Origin of the sequence: Lactovum miscens (assembly GCF_014202895.1) — a bacterium.
GTDB lineage: Bacteria > Bacillota > Bacilli > Lactobacillales > Streptococcaceae > Lactovum > Lactovum miscens.
This window is the reverse complement of sequence record NZ_JACHHV010000006.1, coordinates 1-16,715: the sequence shown is the minus strand read 5'-3', so window position 1 is coordinate 16,715 and position 16,715 is coordinate 1. Positions and strand designations below refer to the sequence as shown.

At 36.3% G+C, this 16,715-nt stretch carries 13 protein-coding genes, 2 tRNA genes and 1 pseudogene; 4 read left to right on the top strand and 12 right to left on the bottom strand.

The window, feature by feature from the left end; translation table 11 throughout:
* Positions 1–5 precede the first annotated feature (5 nt).
* The 3 genes from HNQ37_RS02560 to HNQ37_RS02550 form a co-directional block, all read right to left on the bottom strand.
* Positions 6–1,421 (bottom strand): MFS transporter, encoded by a 1,416-nt coding sequence (locus HNQ37_RS02560; RefSeq protein ID WP_183539029.1) that lies wholly within the window; start codon positions 1,419–1,421, stop codon positions 6–8.
* Positions 1,422–1,459: 38 nt separating this feature from the next.
* Positions 1,460–2,290 carry a 5-dehydro-4-deoxy-D-glucuronate isomerase gene (gene kduI / locus HNQ37_RS02555; protein WP_183539130.1) on the bottom strand — a complete coding sequence of 277 codons (831 nt, stop codon included), beginning with the start codon at positions 2,288–2,290 and terminating at the stop codon, positions 1,460–1,462.
* Positions 2,291–2,503: 213 nt separating this feature from the next.
* On the bottom strand, positions 2,504–3,511 hold the full coding sequence (locus tag HNQ37_RS02550) for a LacI family DNA-binding transcriptional regulator (protein ID WP_183539027.1): 1,008 nt from the start codon (positions 3,509–3,511) through the stop codon (positions 2,504–2,506).
* Between the two features lie 638 nt (positions 3,512–4,149).
* Here HNQ37_RS02550 and HNQ37_RS02545 point away from each other — a divergent pair.
* Positions 4,150–4,223 (top strand) — tRNA-Arg (locus HNQ37_RS02545).
* A gap of 89 nt (positions 4,224–4,312) precedes the next feature.
* Positions 4,313–4,386, top strand: a tRNA-Pro gene (locus HNQ37_RS02540).
* Between the two features lie 93 nt (positions 4,387–4,479).
* On the opposite strand, the gene purR is transcribed toward HNQ37_RS02540, so the two are convergent.
* From purR to rhaB, 9 genes are all read right to left on the bottom strand, one after another.
* Complete coding sequence (purR, locus tag HNQ37_RS02535) at positions 4,480–5,295, bottom strand: pur operon repressor (RefSeq protein ID WP_183539025.1); 816 nt, start codon at positions 5,293–5,295, stop codon at positions 4,480–4,482.
* Between the two features lie 116 nt (positions 5,296–5,411).
* Entirely contained in the window at positions 5,412–7,499 is a 2,088-nt protein-coding gene (fusA, locus tag HNQ37_RS02530) for an elongation factor G (protein WP_183539023.1), read from the bottom strand.
* A gap of 217 nt (positions 7,500–7,716) precedes the next feature.
* Complete coding sequence (rpsG, locus tag HNQ37_RS02525; RefSeq protein ID WP_183539022.1) at positions 7,717–8,184, bottom strand: 30S ribosomal protein S7; 468 nt, start codon at positions 8,182–8,184, stop codon at positions 7,717–7,719.
* Between the two features lie 19 nt (positions 8,185–8,203).
* Complete coding sequence (gene rpsL, locus HNQ37_RS02520) at positions 8,204–8,617, bottom strand: 30S ribosomal protein S12 (RefSeq protein WP_183539021.1); 414 nt, start codon at positions 8,615–8,617, stop codon at positions 8,204–8,206.
* Positions 8,618–9,440: 823 nt separating this feature from the next.
* Positions 9,441–9,752, bottom strand: coding sequence for a hypothetical protein (locus tag HNQ37_RS02515; protein ID WP_183539020.1), 312 nt, complete (start codon positions 9,750–9,752; stop codon positions 9,441–9,443).
* 496 nt (positions 9,753–10,248) lie between these two features.
* Entirely contained in the window at positions 10,249–10,563 is a 315-nt protein-coding gene (rhaM, locus tag HNQ37_RS02510) for an L-rhamnose mutarotase (RefSeq protein WP_183539019.1), read from the bottom strand.
* Between the two features lie 4 nt (positions 10,564–10,567).
* Positions 10,568–11,386, bottom strand: coding sequence for a rhamnulose-1-phosphate aldolase (gene rhaD, locus HNQ37_RS02505; RefSeq protein WP_183539018.1), 819 nt, complete (start codon positions 11,384–11,386; stop codon positions 10,568–10,570).
* Positions 11,387–11,648: 262 nt separating this feature from the next.
* Complete coding sequence (rhaA, locus tag HNQ37_RS02500; RefSeq protein ID WP_183539016.1) at positions 11,649–12,911, bottom strand: L-rhamnose isomerase; 1,263 nt, start codon at positions 12,909–12,911, stop codon at positions 11,649–11,651.
* 26 nt (positions 12,912–12,937) lie between these two features.
* Positions 12,938–14,359: a rhamnulokinase gene (gene rhaB, locus HNQ37_RS02495; protein WP_183539015.1), complete on the bottom strand. Its 1,422-nt coding sequence runs from the start codon at positions 14,357–14,359 to the stop codon at positions 12,938–12,940.
* 579 nt (positions 14,360–14,938) lie between these two features.
* On the opposite strand from rhaB, the gene HNQ37_RS02490 reads away from it, so the two are divergent.
* Both HNQ37_RS02490 and HNQ37_RS08665 read left to right on the top strand, forming a co-directional pair.
* Entirely contained in the window at positions 14,939–15,922 is a 984-nt protein-coding gene (locus tag HNQ37_RS02490) for an AraC family transcriptional regulator (protein ID WP_183539014.1), read from the top strand.
* Positions 15,923–16,223: 301 nt separating this feature from the next.
* A pseudogene (locus HNQ37_RS08665) lies at positions 16,224–16,715 on the top strand (transposase); the annotation flags it as partial.

Below are 16,715 nucleotides of genomic sequence, written 5' to 3'. Positions count from 1 at the left end.
TTATATTAAGACTCATTGGCATTAATTTTTTCAATTTCTTTGGCCATTTCTTCTGATTTTTTCCGATTTAATGGATAAAAGAGCAGGATGATTCCAGCACTAGCTAGTATTACTGCTGGTAATAGGTTTGCCAAATCATAAATCCGATTAACAACTTGTGTTGTTTGTTTTGCGCCTCCCGTTGTTGAGGCAATATAACCTATCATGGTAAGCATTGATCCTCCAATTAACCCAGCGATTGCTTGCCCAATTTTTCTTGAAAAGCTATTTAATCCATAAATCGTTCCATCTTCTCGTCTACCTGTTACAATTTGATGATAATCTGCTGTGTCAGCAATAAAGGCCCACACCATCAAATTAAATATTCCCGCTCCTGCAGTTGCAACAAACATAAAGACAAGATAAACCCACGGGTTTGTAAAGTGTGCTAAATCCATCACTACATACAGTGCTGCTGAGAAAAACAATGCAGCAATACTTGTCTCTTTTTTTCCAAATCTTGCTGTCAACCATTTTGCAAAGGGAGCAAGCACGGCTACAGTTCCATATGTAAATAACAGTGCAATTGCAAGCGCTGACTTATTTTCAAAATAAGTTGTAAATAAGAATGTGTTAGCTGTGCCAGCTAAAATTTGGTTTACAACAATAAATACATCAGCAATAATCAAGATTAATAAAGCACGATTTTTGCCTATGCCTGAAAGCATTTGTGCAAAAGTAATATTTTCTTTTGGTTCTACCTGGACACGCTCTGTAGTTAATTTATAAGTAACATTATATCCAGCAAAAGCCAAGCCTGCACAGACTATTGCAACAAAAAAGAAATTCATTGCTGAAGCAACTTGTTGACCATTAACTGTAGAATATACGACCATAGGGATGAAAAACCCTGTTAATCCACCACTAATCGCTGAACCTACACTACGTGAAGTGGATAATGAAGTATGCTCAACTGGATCTGATGTAATCGCGGCTATCATTGATCCATAAGGGACAATCATAGTAGAATAACCTATGTCATATCCAACATAGGTAATAAAAGCAAATACCATTCTCCAAGTCATTGGTAATGTATGTATGAATGGTAAGAACATTACAATTACAATCGCGCAAAAGAACCATTTAGCTTTACGAATCCACGGGCGAAATCTTCCTTCTGGTGTAAGTTTGGCCATATCTGCAAGCTTTCCAACAAATAGATCGACAAAAGCATCAAATATTTTTGCACCAAAAAGTAAAGATCCTACCCACACACCATCAATCCCTAAAACGGTAACATAATAAATCGTGATAAACGTGTTTACCAACCCTAAAAGCCAGCAATTAGATAAATCCCCAAAGGCGTACCCGATTTTGTCTTTCCAAGCAAACGGGCGAGTCTCCTGTCCCAAACTAGGGATAATGTTACGTGCAACTTTCATTTTTATCCTCTCCTGAATAATTTTTTTTGAATTTTTCTTTATTTTAATTTGCTAATTGGTATGATATCCATATCATCATAAGTTATGTTTTCCCCACACATTGCCCATATGAATGAATAATTGCTCGTTGCTACACCAAAATGAACTGACCAACTAGGATTGATTACCGCTTCGTCATCATGAAGAATCAAGTGTTTAGTTTCATTTGGCTTCCCCATGAAATGAAATATGGCCTCTTCTTTGGGAAGCTCAAAGTAAAAATAAGCTTCCATACGACGTTCATGTGTGTGACATGGCATCGTATTCCATGATGAACCTGATGCTAACGAAGTTAATCCCATCTGAAGTTGACAAGACTCAACTTGATTTGGATGAACATATTGGTTTATTTTTCGTTTATTCATATGCTCATCATCCCCAGGTGTTAGCGGATTAATATTCGACAATGCAATCTTTTTATTAGGATATTTGTGGTGCGCCGGTGCAGATGCAACGTAAAATTTAGCAGGATGCTTAGAATCTTTTGATTTGAAAATTACATGTTTAGTTTCTTTACCAACATAATAGCCATCGCGATGTAGAACTTCATCTTCAACCCCATCAATTTCAACGCTTCCGTCTCCACCTATATTGATAAATCCAAGTTCACGTCGTTCGAGGAAATATTCAACCCCTAGGACTTTGTCCAATATGATTTCCAAGGGTTTTTCAGTAGGCTCAACTCCACCAAAGATCAAACGATCATTGTGAGTATAAGTCAGATGAATCCACCCTTCTTCAAAAATTTTCTCAACAGCAAACTCACGACGCAATTCTTCTGTTGTGAATTTTGCAATATCACTTGGTGCATGTGCATATCGAGTTTCCATAGTTTGATTGCTCAATTTTTCTCCTTTAAAGCGTTTGCATTTCATTCAAAATAATATGACACTAAAATAATTCTGCCGGCCAAAATAATTTAGTTTATCGATTTGGTAAACCGATTTACCTATATTATAAGCGTTTTCATTTTATCTGTCAACAAATAAAATAGATAAAATTAAAAAAACCTTTACAAATATATGTTTTTTGTAAAGGTTTTCTTATAATGATTGTCTAATATTTAATTTTGAATCAACACAAGTTAATTCGATGAGACTTTCCTTTCCTTCGATTTGCTCTAAGAGTTTATCAGCTGCTTGGTACCCTATTTCAACTGGATTTTGTTCAATTGAAGTTATACCAGGGCTTACTAAATCAGCGAATGCACCATCATCATATCCAACTAGTCCAACTTGTTCAGGAATTAAAATGTTTTTTTCTTTGAATATTTTGATAAGTCCATACAACAGTCCACCATTAAAAGCATAAATGGCTGTTTTAGCATCGCCTTTAATGTAAACTTTAAGTTGTTCCCAAATTTCCTCATTCCTTGCAACAACATCTTTAATTTCGGTTGTAATAACTTGTTTGACTTCAATGTCAGTGTTAACTAGTTCATTAAGTAGCCCTTTTAATCGATTAATTCGAGGGGAAGCATATTTAATGGGGGGAGAAACAACAATAATCCGTTGATAGTCTTTTTCTAGAAACAATTTCGCAAGATTTCTTGATTGAACAAAATTGTCAGAGACTACCGCCGGCCATATCAAAGGCTCTACGTAACGATCAATCTGTACTACTGGAACATTTGTTCCTAAAGCCTGATAATCTGTCGAACTTTTTCCTAGGGGCTGAATAACAATACCGTCAACTTGCTCATCTAAAAGCTTATTTACATTTTTCTGCTCCCGCTCTTGGCTTAGGTCAGAGTCCATAATAAGGGTATGATACTGTGTATTTTTCAAGCGATCCATTATTCCTTTGACCATTCTTGATGTATACGGATTCGAAATATCAACTACTACAATTCCAATCATTGATGAAATCTGGGATTTTAAAGCTCTTGCTTGACGGTTAGGACGATAGTTTAGCTCCTTTATCACCGCATCAATTCTTTGACGCGTTTCACCAGACATTCCTTCGTATTTATCGTTCAAAAATCGTGAAATAGTCGTTTTGGAGACCCCTGTCAGCTGAGCAATATCATTGATCGTTACTTTTTTCCTCATATGAATTGTATTATACGCCATTTCACCTCAAAAAACATCATATTCATCTAGTTTCCAATTTTGGCATTATATATGTCCACAGATTGTATCTTATACTGTCCTTAGTTATTCTGGATTTGCCGCGTGGAGGTAGTGCTACAACATTTTCATATTTGCCAATTGATAAACTAAATAAAATCTCAGTAGCTTATAAAAATTCAATCTTTTAAAGATAAAATTATATTAAGTCAAAAAGACACTTCTCATATCATATAATGATGAAGCTAATAATTTTTTCAAATATTTATTCTATATTAAGAGTAGATATTTCTATTACTAATTAATCAATCTCTAGTCCAAACCCAGACAGAATCCTGCCTATATGTAGTAATTTCATGAAATTCAATTTTAAACAAGTCTTTGACAACTTAGGTATTTAAAAGCAAAACAATTTGATCAAAATAATCTGGACTTAACTTGAAAAAGATATGAATATTTTAGCAGGTCATGTAGGTTAAATAGTTAAATCCAATAGATATTAAGTTGCATTACTTTTAACCTATGGTACTTCCCAAATATGACTAAATAATATGACTAAATAAGGGGTTTAAAATTTGCTATTTATACCATCTTGTGGTAAACTATGCTAGTTGTTAAAGGCGCCCATGGCTCAACTGGATAGAGTACTTGACTACGAATCAAGCGGTTGCAGGTTCGAATCCTGCTGGGCGCATTCTATGTTAATATTAGCTTGCCTAAATTAACACAGTGAGCGATTTGATTAAAGAATTATTAAACGAATTTCTTTACTTAATGATGTTACGGGAAGTAGCTCAGCTTGGTAGAGTACTTGGTTTGGGACCAAGGTGTCGCAGGTTCGAATCCTGTCTTCCCGATACTTAGAAGCAATGAGCTTCTTTTTTTTACTTTCTTTTAATAAATAACAGCTGCAGACAAAGCTTGCAGCTGTTATTTATTTTTATTTATTATTAAGCTCTGTCAAACATATTTCCAAGCCTTACATCAATTGCATGATTAGCCAGATCAATATTATCCACTCTGAGCATTGAACGATAATCAACAAGCGGACGTTCTCCATGGAATGGTCCCTCAATAAAGACAGAAACGCCAGCAACGCGACAATCCATTTCATAAACTAAGCTACGCATCCCATTGAGAGTCCCGCCTCCTTTCATGAAATCATCTACAATCAGGACACGTTTGCCTGGAAGCAAGGCACGTTTTGAGAGAACCATGGATTCTACCTTGGAACTCGAGCCAGACATATAGTTCACAGCTAATGTTGCTCCTTCTGTGACTTTTGGGTCTCGTCTCACTACAACAAAAGGAACATTTAAGCACTCAGCTGTAGCTTGAGCAATTGGGATACCTTTAGTCGCAATGGTCATTACCGCATCTACCCGGGCGTCAATAAACTCATGCGCCAAAATACGCCCAATTTTTTTCAAGTTAGTTGGATCTCCTACAATATCAGATAAATAAAGATAACCCCCTGGCAGAATACGTTTTTGGTGTCCCATCAGTTCTTGAATATCTCTCGCAAACTCAACTGAGCGTTTATCTGAAATATCAGGAATAAACTCTACACCGCCAGCAGTCCCTGTATAGGTCTTGATTTCCCCAATTTCTCTTGCTTTAAACACCTGGCGAATGATTTCCAAATCCTCGGAAATCGTTGACTTTGAAGATTCATATCTTTCGGTAAAAGTACTTAACTTTAGCAATTCAAATGGGTTTTCTGTTAGGAAATTTGTTAGATCCACCAAACGTTCGCTTCTTTTCATTTTTATCAACCTCTCATCTAAGATTATACCATACTCAAGAATTTTTCCCGAACGTTTGTCTTTTGAAATTATTGAGTAATAAAAAACGGACTGAAGCCCGTTTTTTATTACTCTGCTTAGTCAGCAGAACCACCATTCTTTTTGATGATTTCTTCTTGAACTGATTTTGGCACATCTGAGTAGTGGTCAAAGACCATCATGAAGGTACCGCGTCCTTGAGTAGCTGAACGGATAACTGTTGCGTAACCAAACATTTCTGACAATGGAACCATTGCATGAACAATTTGAGTTTTTCCAAGAGATTCCATACCCTCAACCGTGCCACGACGTGAGTTCACGTGTCCGATTGCATCACCCATGTATTCATCAGGTACTGTAATTGTAACTTTCATAATTGGTTCAAGAATGACAGCATTGGCATGCTTAGCAGCTTCACGAAGTGCCAATGAGGCAGCAACCTTGAAGGCTGTTTCTGATGAATCGACATCGTGGTATGATCCATCATAAAGCTTAGCTTTGATATCAACTAATGGATACCCAGCAAGGACACCATTTGACATGGATTCTTGCAATCCTTTTTGTACTGCAGGTACATATTCACGAGGAACAACACCACCAACGATGGCATTTTCAAATTCAAACCCTTTACCCTCTTCATTTGGTGTGAATTCGATCCATACGTCACCATATTGACCTTTACCACCAGATTGACGCTTGAAGAACCCACGTGCTTTTGTTGAAGCTGCACGGAATGTTTCCCGGTAAGAAACTTGAGGAGCACCAACGTTAGCATCAACACCGAATTCATCTCTCAGACGAGTAACCAAAACGTCAAGGTGGAGTTCACCCATACCAGCGATAACCGTTTCACCAGTTTCTTCGTTTGTAGAAACACGGAATGATGGATCTTCCTCAGCAAGTTTTTGAAGACCATTGCCCATCTTATCTTGATCAGCTTTTGACTTAGGTTCGATTGCAATCTCTATAACTGGATCTGGGAAGACAATAGATTCAAGGATAATTGGAGATTTTTCATCACAGATAGTATCCCCTGTCTTAGTATCTTTGAAACCGATCGCAGCCGCGATATCACCCGCCCATACTTCGTTAACTTCTGACCGGTGATTGGCATGCATCAACACAATACGACCAAGGCGTTCTTTTTTACCTGATTCAGCATTTAAGACATATGAACCTGCTTCTGCATGACCTGAGTAAACACGGAAAAATGTCAATCGACCAACAAATGGATCTGTCATAATTTTGAAGGCAATTGCTGAAAATGGTTCTGAGTCTGATGGGTGACGCACTTCTTCAGCATCAGTCTTAGGATTGATACCATTGATAGCTGGTACGTCAACTGGTGATGGCAAGTAATCAAGAACTGCATCAAGCATAGCCTTAACACCCATGTTCTTATATGCAGAGCCACCCATTACTGGGAAGAAATCTGCAGCGATAGTAGCCTTACGGATACCTGCCTTGAGCTCTGGTATAGTAATTTCTTCACCCTCAAGATATTTCATCATGAGATCTTCATCATTTTCAGCAACTGCTTCAACTAATTTCTCACGCCACTCTTCAGCAAGAGTTTGCATATCTTCTGGGATTGGAATTTCAGTTGCTTCTTCTTCGGCTGCACCATCATAGTGCCAAGCCTTCATTTCAACAAGGTCGATGCCCCCTGAAAGATAATCTTCAGCACCAATTGGAATTTGAATTGGGTGAGCATTGGCTTGGAGGCGCTCATGAAGTGATTCAACTGAAGCGAAGAAATCTGCACCTGTCTTGTCCATCTTATTTGAAAAGACAATACGTGGTACTTTATATTCTGTGGCTTGACGCCAAACAGTTTCTGTTTGTGGTTCAACACCAACTTGTGAATCAAGAACTGTTACTGCACCATCAAGAACACGGAGTGAACGTTGTACTTCGATCGTGAAGTCAACGTGTCCTGGAGTATCAATAATATTGATACGGTTGTTCTTCCAGTATGCAGTTGTAGCGGCTGAAGTGATTGTGATTCCACGCTCCTGCTCTTGCTTCATCCAGTCCATTTGTGAAGCGCCATCGTGGGTTTCACCAATTTTGTGAATTTTATGAGTATGGAAAAGCACACGCTCAGTCGTTGTAGTTTTACCGGCATCGACGTGAGCCATGATACCGATGTTACGTGTTTTTTCTAATGAATATTCACGAGGCATTCTAGTTATTCTCCTTGAAGTTTATGAAAAATTTTCTACTAGAGAGGAGTTCTGCCTGTAAGGCAACCTTCCCCACTTCTATTAAATTTTTTGTTTGGATGCTTCTCATCGGATTCTCACCCGAAGTGTCGCTTATTATTTAAAAAAACTGAGTTGAGCTAACGCCCAGCTCAGTTTTGAGTCACTTATTAATAAAGTCTCAGATTGACTGAATTTATTACCAACGGAAGTGAGCGAAGGCACGGTTTGCTTCAGCCATCTTGTGAGTGTCCTCACGTTTTTTAACTGCTGCGCCTGTATTGTTTGCTGCATCCATGATTTCTTTAGCCAAACGTTCTTGCATTGTGTGTTCACCACGCTTACGAGCGATAGTTACCAACCAACGAAGGGCCAGTGTAGTACGACGTTCTGGACGAACTTCAACAGGAACTTGATAGTTAGAACCACCAACACGACGAGCACGGACTTCAAGCATAGGCATGATATTTTCCATTGCTTGGTCGAATACTTCAAGTGGGTTGTTTCCACTAACTTCTTTGATTTGATCAAAGGCACCATAAACGATTGAAGTTGCTACACCACGTTTGCCGTCAAGCATAAGACGGTTGATAAGGCGTGAGACAACTACTGAGCTATAAACTGGATCTGCCAAAACTTCACGTTTTGGGGCACGATTTTTACGCATTTAACTTATCTCCTCTCTCTTATCCTTTTGGACGTTTTGCGCCATATTTAGAACGGCCTTGCTTACGACCAGTAACACCGGCAGTATCAAGAGCTCCACGAATTACGTGGTAACGTACCCCTGGAAGATCTTTAACACGCCCACCACGAAGAAGTACAACACTGTGTTCTTGCAAGTTGTGACCAATACCTGGAATATAAGCTGTAACTTCCATTAGGTTTGAAAGACGAACACGCGCAAACTTACGAAGCGCTGAGTTAGGCTTCTTAGGTGTCATTGTTCCAACACGAGTTGCTACACCTCGTTTTTGTGGACTTGAAATTTTAGTCTGAACTTTTTTGCGGCTGTTGTAGCCAACGTTCATGGCTGGTGATTTAGACTTCGTAATTTTTGATTTACGAGGGCTCTTCACTAATTGATTAATTGTAGGCATTAATCTCCTGCTTTTTTTGATTTTCGCATTTTGCCAAGCGATAAAAATCTGTGAAAAGCATTCCTTTCGTTTTGTTTTAAATTTGGTTGTCAGTATATGTTCGCTTGAGACAAGTTCTGACTAGAAGTTTGGCAACATTTACGTTCTCCTTGGAAAATCCAAATGTAAAAAGTACCGTGATAAATTATATCAATACCGTTTGGATTTGTCAACTAGGGGTGATTGATCATTCCTTTATAAAGAAATTGGTTAGAACAAATTATAATTACTAAAAGTTGCAAGCAATAACTGCAAATTTTGGCTTTAATTCCACTTTAGATTATCAAGACAAGAAAACCCCAAAAGGTTAATATCTCTTTAAACAGTATCTATCAAACACCGATAACAACTTTACCACATTGAAATTCACGCAACTAAATGGCATAAGAACATTTTACTAGAGAATAGCAAAATTATTACCAAACCATAAAAAATTGTGAGATTCAACTCTCTGTTACTTCAAGCCAATTGTCAAATGCAATATAAGATTCTTTATATGTGCCTTTGTTTTCTACGAGGAAAACATATTTGTGAACTGATGACTAAAGGTGATCTGACAATAAATCAGCTGGGTCGCTTCGCAATGTATGCCATAAGCTTTTAGATCGGTATATATTTCATAAAAATACCATGAGCTCTGGTTATCATTCTCAGTTCCTCCATACATAACCGATACCCCTAATCATTATCAATGCTTGTCTGTATTTCAATAAAAAGATTTGCTATCCATCTGCACACGAGCTAAATGAACAAAAAAATCGTTAGCTTGTGTTACTTTTATCCTTTAATCTTTTTCAAGAACAGCTTTCGTATTCAAACTTATAATCTCACGACTATTCAATGCATTAACTGCTAAATCAGCAAATTTCTGAAAATAGTCGGAAGAAATATTTCCTTGATGAGCAACCTTGTCTGCATAAAGTTCAGCAACAATGTTCTTTGACAAATCACTTTTCAAGTGATTAACATACATAACCAACAGACCAACTTCGTTGTTAATGGAATTTGTTACATTTCTGAATCCAACTTTTACGTATACTTCCGCATAAGCAAAACCCAAACTTTGTTTAACCAGTCTAAGAAACAGTTTTGTCATTCCATAACCCCAAAAACTATTTCTAGTATTCCAACATATGATTCAATCTTTATCAACTTAAGACAAGATGAAAACATCAATGGTCTCCACCCACCACCCCCTTATATTACTATTACAACTCTTTTACATCAACTATTGATATTCCAAGTTTTTTAATTTTTCACTTATTTTATCATTGTTGTGTGCTGAATTTTCCGTACTATAAGACATTAGCGACAAGTAATTGGCTGTAAATTACCAAAATTGATTTTTGAGTTCATATATAAAACCCATCCTGAACTTATAAGCGACAAAATGCGCTTTGAAAAGTGAAGGGTTACTCCATTTCATCACCTTCCTGATTTCTAATTATCTGATCCAACAATTTCTTCAAAATAAAAAAGACAACAGTCTCAGCTATTGTCAAAATTTTAAACGTGGATGACTTTATTTTAAAGAAATGTTATTACATCACTCTAAACTGTTCAACAGTATATCAAACTTATAATCCCCATAACTAAAACAAATCAAAAACTTGATATAGATCTACAGATACAGGCGAATTGTCCATATTAGTGTCCATGATATCTGCCATGTAGTCCCACCACTTACGGTTGATTGCTGTATCAGCAGCTTTTATCCATCTTTCTTCATCTTCGATTTCAAGATACCCAAAAAGGTAATTGGTATCCTTATCTAACCAGATAGAATAACTTATACAGCCATATTCTTTAAGCATTGAGCTCAAATTTGGCCAAAGCTTTTCATGCCGTTTTTCGTACTCTTTTTGCTTGCCTGGGAAAACTTTCATTCGTACTGCTTTTTTAATCATCTTTTTATTCCAAATATCCAACTTTTGGCACAACGTGAAATGCTTCAGCCAACTCACGTAAATTATGGTCAGTCAATGTTTGTTTAATCCCGCCTTGAGCCTGTGTCAACGTGTAAACTTGAGCCGACTTTTCAGCCGTTTCAACCAAGCCATAGGTTTCATCAAGATCTTTTCCTGCTCCATAAACACCATGGAAAGGCCAAATTACTAGACGAGATGTTCGCATTTTTTCAGCAGTTGCTACACCAATTTCATTCGTTCCGGGTACAATCCATGGCAAAATACCAACGCCATCCGGAAATACAACCAGCGATTCTGTACACATTTGCCAAAGAATCCGAGTAAATTCTCGTTCATCAAGTGAGTAAGTAAAGGTCATCGCGAGTAAATTTGTTGCATGGCAGTGTATAACAACTTTATTATCAAGATCAACTGAAAGTCGAGAAATATGAGTCATAAAGTGTGATGGAAGTTCACTCGTGGGAAATCCACCATCTTCATAGCCCCAAAGCAAATCGAGATTGTTTCCATTTTCTTGCACATGTACAATTCCCATGTTTACTGCTGGGGCGTCTATAACATTTTTAAAATATTTCCCAGCACCAGTTACTATAAAATATTTCCCAGCCAGTTTTGAAGCATCAAATTTGGTTGGAATCACACGTTTTACATCACTAATATCCAGATACTCGCTGACTTCCTCTTCACTTAAAATCATTGAAATATTACCACCATTGCGTTCATCCCAGCCATGTTGATAAAGATTATGTGTTGTTTTACACATGTTAACAATAAATGATGCTTCCAAAATATTTTTTTTCATTTCTTCTCTTATATTTATATTGGCAGATAACTTCTACCAGTATAAATGCTTTCTATTCAATTTATTATTTTCAATTTGTTTGTATACTGTATATTAGTATACCCGTCAATGACCTGATTATTAAAAAGATTGTCTGCAAATAACAAAAGTTACAGCATAAGATATTTATTTCCTTATAGCAAAATATAGGAAACGAAAATCACATGTAACTGATAAATAATTCATTTTCTAAATATTTAACCATATTTTAGACTTGTAGATATCATCGTTTGTTTAAGACATCATTTTCATAATCTTGGATTTCTTGAAACCAATCCAACCCAACCGGAACATCTTGCATGAAGCAAAAATAGTCCCAAACTGCACCAAAAGGTAAGCTTTTGTACTCTTCAGTCAAAACTAGGCGCTTCGTGAAATCAAATTTAAGTTCAACCTTCTTAAGGTCGGCTGTTGGTTCAAGAAGAGCTTTAAGCAAAGCCTTTTGAGCATTACGAACACCTACAACCCAAGCAGCAACACGATTGATTGTGCCGTCAAAAAAGTCAAGACCAATTGCTGTACGTTCAAGAAGATTCCCACGGACAATTTCTTTCATGATTTCTTGAAGTTCATCATCCATAATAATGACATGGTCTGAATCCCAACGAACAGGACGGCTGACATGGAGCATTAATTTTGGTAAAAAAAGTGATAAACTTGAAATCTTATTTGAAATTACCTCTGTTGGATGAAAATGCCCCGCATCCATTAAAATCGTCTTGCCACGACTGATTCCATAGCCCATGTAAAATTCATGACTACCTACAGTATAAGCTTCTGCGCCAATCCCAAATAGTTTTGATTCAATTGTATCAACGGTATAATCTTCGGAAATGTCTTCGGAAAAAATTTCATCAAGAGATTCCATCAACCGACGACGCGGTGACAAACGATCAATTGGATTGTCCTTGCTGCCGTCTGGTACCCAGAAATTATTATAAGCTGGTTGACCAAGTTCTTTACCAAAATATTCAGCAATTTTACGTGCACGTTTACCATGCTCAATCCAAAAATCACGCACATTTTTATTGGGATGGGCGAGCGTATAACCATCTTTGTACATTGGGTGACTAAAGAATGTAGGATTAAAGTCAAGACCAATTTCCTGTTCTTTTGCCCACTCTACCCATTTTTTAAAGTGTCTCGGCTCAATTTCGTTAAGATCAACTTTTTCATCAGTATCTGCATAAATCGCATGGAGATTAAATTTATGCTTTCCTGGAATAAGTGAAAAGGCTTTTTGAGCATCTTTGCGTAATTGCTCTGGTGTGTGAGCAGCTCCTGGATAATTCCCTGTTGACATAATTCCTCCAGTTAACTCTAAACCTGGGTTTATGAAACCATGAACGTCATCTCCTTGCCAACAATGCATTGAAATTTTTATTTTTTCTAAAATTTTAAGGGCTCCATCAACATCTACACCTATTGCTGAAAATTGTTCCTTTGCATCTTCAAAACGTTGGATAATTTTTGTTTCATCCGTCACTTTGTACCTTCTTTCTATTTAAATTACTATACTTGTGGTTGATATTCCTTTATCTCAAAGGATTGATAAATAATTTTACGAGCTTCTTTAATACTTGCAATATCTTTATACGCGATCATCTGAACAATCAGGTTCCCGATTGCAGTTGCTTCACTCGGTCCTGCATAAACTTTAACTCTTGCTAGATTTGCCGTGAGTTGGTTAAGAACTTCAACGTTGCTACCTCCACCTACAATGTAAAGTTCATCAATTGCCACACCACATAATTTTTCAAGATTTTTCAACTCTTCTTTATAGCTTATTGCAAGACTTGAATAAATACAGTTTGCCAACTCTCCAAGAGTTTCTGGAATAGGCTGATTCGTTTCCCTACAGGCGTTTTGGACTTCTTCAATCATGTTAGGTGGATTGGTGAACCGTATGTCTCTGACATCAACGATAGAATTATAAAATGGTGTATCTTGTGATAAAGTCGCAATTTGTGAATATGTATTTTTACCATTTTCAAAAAGTCTCTGAACTTCTTGGATCATCCACATTCCCATTATATTTTTGAGAAACCGGTAAGTTCCGTAAGCCCCCCATTCATTGGTAAAGTTGCTTTCATAGGCCTCTTTAGTATTGATAGGTGTTTTGAGCTCACGCCCAATCAATGACCATGTTCCACTTGAGATATAAGCCCAGTTATCTTTATCAGAATTTAATACTGGCGTGCCGGAAACTGCACTGGCCGTATCGTGCGTGGCAACAGTGATAACTTCTGCTTTTGGCAGATCATATTGGTCATACCATTTTTCACAAATTTCACCGAGAACAGTTCCTGGGTCAACTAAAGGGTTGAAAAGTTCTGGTTTGATATGTAATGCTTCTAGGAGTTCTGAATCAAATAGCTCTTTTCTTAGATTCAACATTTGTGTAGTAGAAGCATTTGTGACCTCTGTTACTTGCCTCCCAGTCAAAATATAACCTATATAGTCAGGAATAAAAAGTAATTTATCTGCTTTAGCTAATGTTTCTTTGTCTTCAGCATAAAGTTGGTAAAGGGTATTAAAGTCTAAAAATTGAATGCCAGTTTTTTCATAAATTTTTTCTTTAGAAACTTTAGAACAAAATTCTTGCATTTTGTTGTTTGTTCTTTTGTCACGATAACTTATCGGATCAGCTATTTTTTCACCATTTTTTCTTATGAGTACATAATCAATCCCCCAAGTATCAATGCCTATTCTACATTCATCAACTCCTCGTTCTTTGACTTTTTCAAGACCAATAAATATTTCTCGAATAAGAAAGTCAATATCCCAGCGGTCATGATGATTGATTTGGTGAAAGCCATTTTTAAAACGATGAATTTCTTCAAGCTGTAGTTTTCCAGATTTCAGATAACCATAAATAAGTCGACCACTGCTTGCTCCGATATCAATTGCAATGTAATTTTTGTAATCTATCATTATATATTGAATTACTCCATAATTTTTATATCTTCATATAAAGCTTACCTTGATATTTGGTAAAGGATTATACCAATAACTATGTCAGTGAATGAAAACTTAATCATGGTTGTGTCAGTATCTTTGAAGAAAAAATCTGGAATAGTCTTCAGATTCCCCAAGTAAGCTGGTATCAAAATTTCGTTCCCTTATTTAGCAATCTCTACCATTTTACTCAAATAGTTTCGACATAAAGTATGATTGATCAAACCGCTAGTTCCATAATTCAAAATTCATTGGTAAAATGTTGATACTTTGATCAAAGGTATCAAATAAAATCTCTAACATAGAATTGAATGTATCAAAAGCAAAATGATTTCATAATCAAATTTGCTTTTGTATGTTTTTTTCTTCTTTCATTCATTTTCAAAAATTACATTTTATTTTTGATAAGTTAATTTTATTTTATTTTTAAAATAATTATAATATCAAATCGTAAGCTATTTTCTATCTAATTTACATTACTTGTCAAGTGATAATTAGCTATTCAATTTACAGGTTATATGTTATATTGATTTAGGAGAATAAAGGAATCTAAAAATGCTAAACAATGTGGTTAAAGACTATTTATACAACTATAATACTATTGAATTAATTCAGAAAGAAACTCAAGAGGTCATCTTTGATTATCCTAATAATGCTTTTATTACAGGTAAAAACAAGGACTTATCCTTTGTAAAAACTTTCTTTTTGAAGAATCGGGCAGTTTATATTAGTAAACATAATCGATTTGCAGATTACCCAACTCATACACATGATTTTTTGGAATTTAACTATATGTTAGATGGCAAGTGTGAGCAGATTATCAATGGTGAGCCTTTTACGTTACACACAGGAGATTTACTTTTGATGGATAATAATAGCCACCACAAGATACGTGCACTTTCTGAACATGACATTTTAATCAATATTATTTTCCCTATGGAAAATTTTAGTACGGAACTACTTTCGGAATTGAAGCAGCAAAAGAACATGCTTTTTCAATTCTTGATGCAGGATATTTCCAAGCATTCGGAAGGTGGTTTTGTCTTTTTTGATGCAGAAAAGAATCCAACAATTCGGGATATTCTGGAACAGATGATTAATGTTTATTTTACAGGGTTGACTTTTTCCAACGAAATTTTACGCTCATATGTACCTATTTTATTTATGGAATTAATCGGAAATACTGACTATCATCTCAACGGTGTAGTGCAAAAGACAATCACAAATGAAACGATAATCCAGAGTCTGAAATATATTGAAAGTGAATATCAGACTTTAACATTGAGCGAGCTAAGTAAAAAGCTAGCTTATAATAAGAATTATTTGTCGAATCTTTTGAAGGCGAAGCTGGGTCATACTTTTACAGAATTACTTAATGAAGAAAGGCTTAAAAATTCGGTACTTCTCCTAGAATTAACAACGCTTCCTATTACTGATGTTGCTGAGCAAGTGGGGTTTTCTAATCTGAACTATTTTTATCGAATTTTTACGAAAAAGTATGGTGTCAAGCCAAAGGAGTTTCGTATGAAGAAAGGATAGGAAATGATTGAAAAAATGGCTAACGAGTTTTTTGAAAAATGCTAGAAATCAATTAATTTATCATATGCGGGAACTTTCAACAATTTGGATATTTAGCCCCGAATCTATAGAAAACGTCATTTTGGTGCCGCATCAATTCAGCCAAGTATTTTGCCAAAAATATCCTCAATTTTATATAGCTTTTGGTAAATAAAAAAATTATGGCAAATTGTAAAATTAGTTTAGCCACCTGAAGCAAGAAAAAAACACCTGAATCTCTTATACTTGAGTTTGAAAGAACAAAAAGTAGAAAAGGATTCAGATGCAAGATGATTCTAACACAAAAGGCAAAGAAATTACTTATGCAGAACGTCAGTTGATTGAACGTTGGCACAACAAGGAGAAGCTAAGTAACCGTCGGATCGCTCAGCTCTTGAATAAAGCCCCTCAGACAATAAACAATGAACTTCGTCAAGGGGAAGGGAAGTGCACTTAAAAATAAAGACAAAGTACTCTGCATCTCATGCACAAGAACACCATAGCGTCAATAAAAGTCACTGCGGCCGTCCTTCTAAGCTCACCTATGCACTCAATGAAACCATTCGTGTGGGTGTCAGAGATAAAAAATCATTAGAAGTCATTCTCCAAGACCTGACAGGTGTTTGCCTTCGCACCCTCTATCACTGGGTAGATAAGGGCTGGTTGGATGTAAAATACCACGCATTATAAGAAAGCAAAGAAGCTTCGGAAAACACACCCCAAGCGTCCGTATGGCTTGTCCATTGACCAACGTCCAGAGGAAATTAACCAACGT

What these genes read in the sequence shown, in the direction of transcription:
- rhaD (WP_183539018.1), bottom strand. Translation starts at nt 11,386, where the DNA reads ATGAAAAAAAATATTTTGGAAGCATCATTTATTGTTAACATGTGTAAA.
- rhaM (WP_183539019.1), bottom strand. Translation starts at nt 10,563, where the DNA reads ATGATTAAAAAAGCAGTACGAATGAAAGTTTTCCCAGGCAAGCAAAAA.
- rhaB (WP_183539015.1), bottom strand. Translation starts at nt 14,359, where the DNA reads ATGATAGATTACAAAAATTACATTGCAATTGATATCGGAGCAAGCAGT.
- HNQ37_RS02490 (WP_183539014.1), top strand. Translation starts at nt 14,939, where the DNA reads ATGCTAAACAATGTGGTTAAAGACTATTTATACAACTATAATACTATT.
- purR (WP_183539025.1), bottom strand. Translation starts at nt 5,295, where the DNA reads ATGAAAAGAAGCGAACGTTTGGTGGATCTAACAAATTTCCTAACAGAA.
- fusA (WP_183539023.1), bottom strand. Translation starts at nt 7,499, where the DNA reads ATGCCTCGTGAATATTCATTAGAAAAAACACGTAACATCGGTATCATG.
- HNQ37_RS02550 (WP_183539027.1), bottom strand. Translation starts at nt 3,511, where the DNA reads ATGAGGAAAAAAGTAACGATCAATGATATTGCTCAGCTGACAGGGGTC.
- rpsG (WP_183539022.1), bottom strand. Translation starts at nt 8,184, where the DNA reads ATGCGTAAAAATCGTGCCCCAAAACGTGAAGTTTTGGCAGATCCAGTT.
- kduI (WP_183539130.1), bottom strand. Translation starts at nt 2,290, where the DNA reads ATGGAAACTCGATATGCACATGCACCAAGTGATATTGCAAAATTCACA.
- HNQ37_RS02560 (WP_183539029.1), bottom strand. Translation starts at nt 1,421, where the DNA reads ATGAAAGTTGCACGTAACATTATCCCTAGTTTGGGACAGGAGACTCGC.
- rpsL (WP_183539021.1), bottom strand. Translation starts at nt 8,617, where the DNA reads ATGCCTACAATTAATCAATTAGTGAAGAGCCCTCGTAAATCAAAAATT.
- HNQ37_RS02515 (WP_183539020.1), bottom strand. Translation starts at nt 9,752, where the DNA reads ATGACAAAACTGTTTCTTAGACTGGTTAAACAAAGTTTGGGTTTTGCT.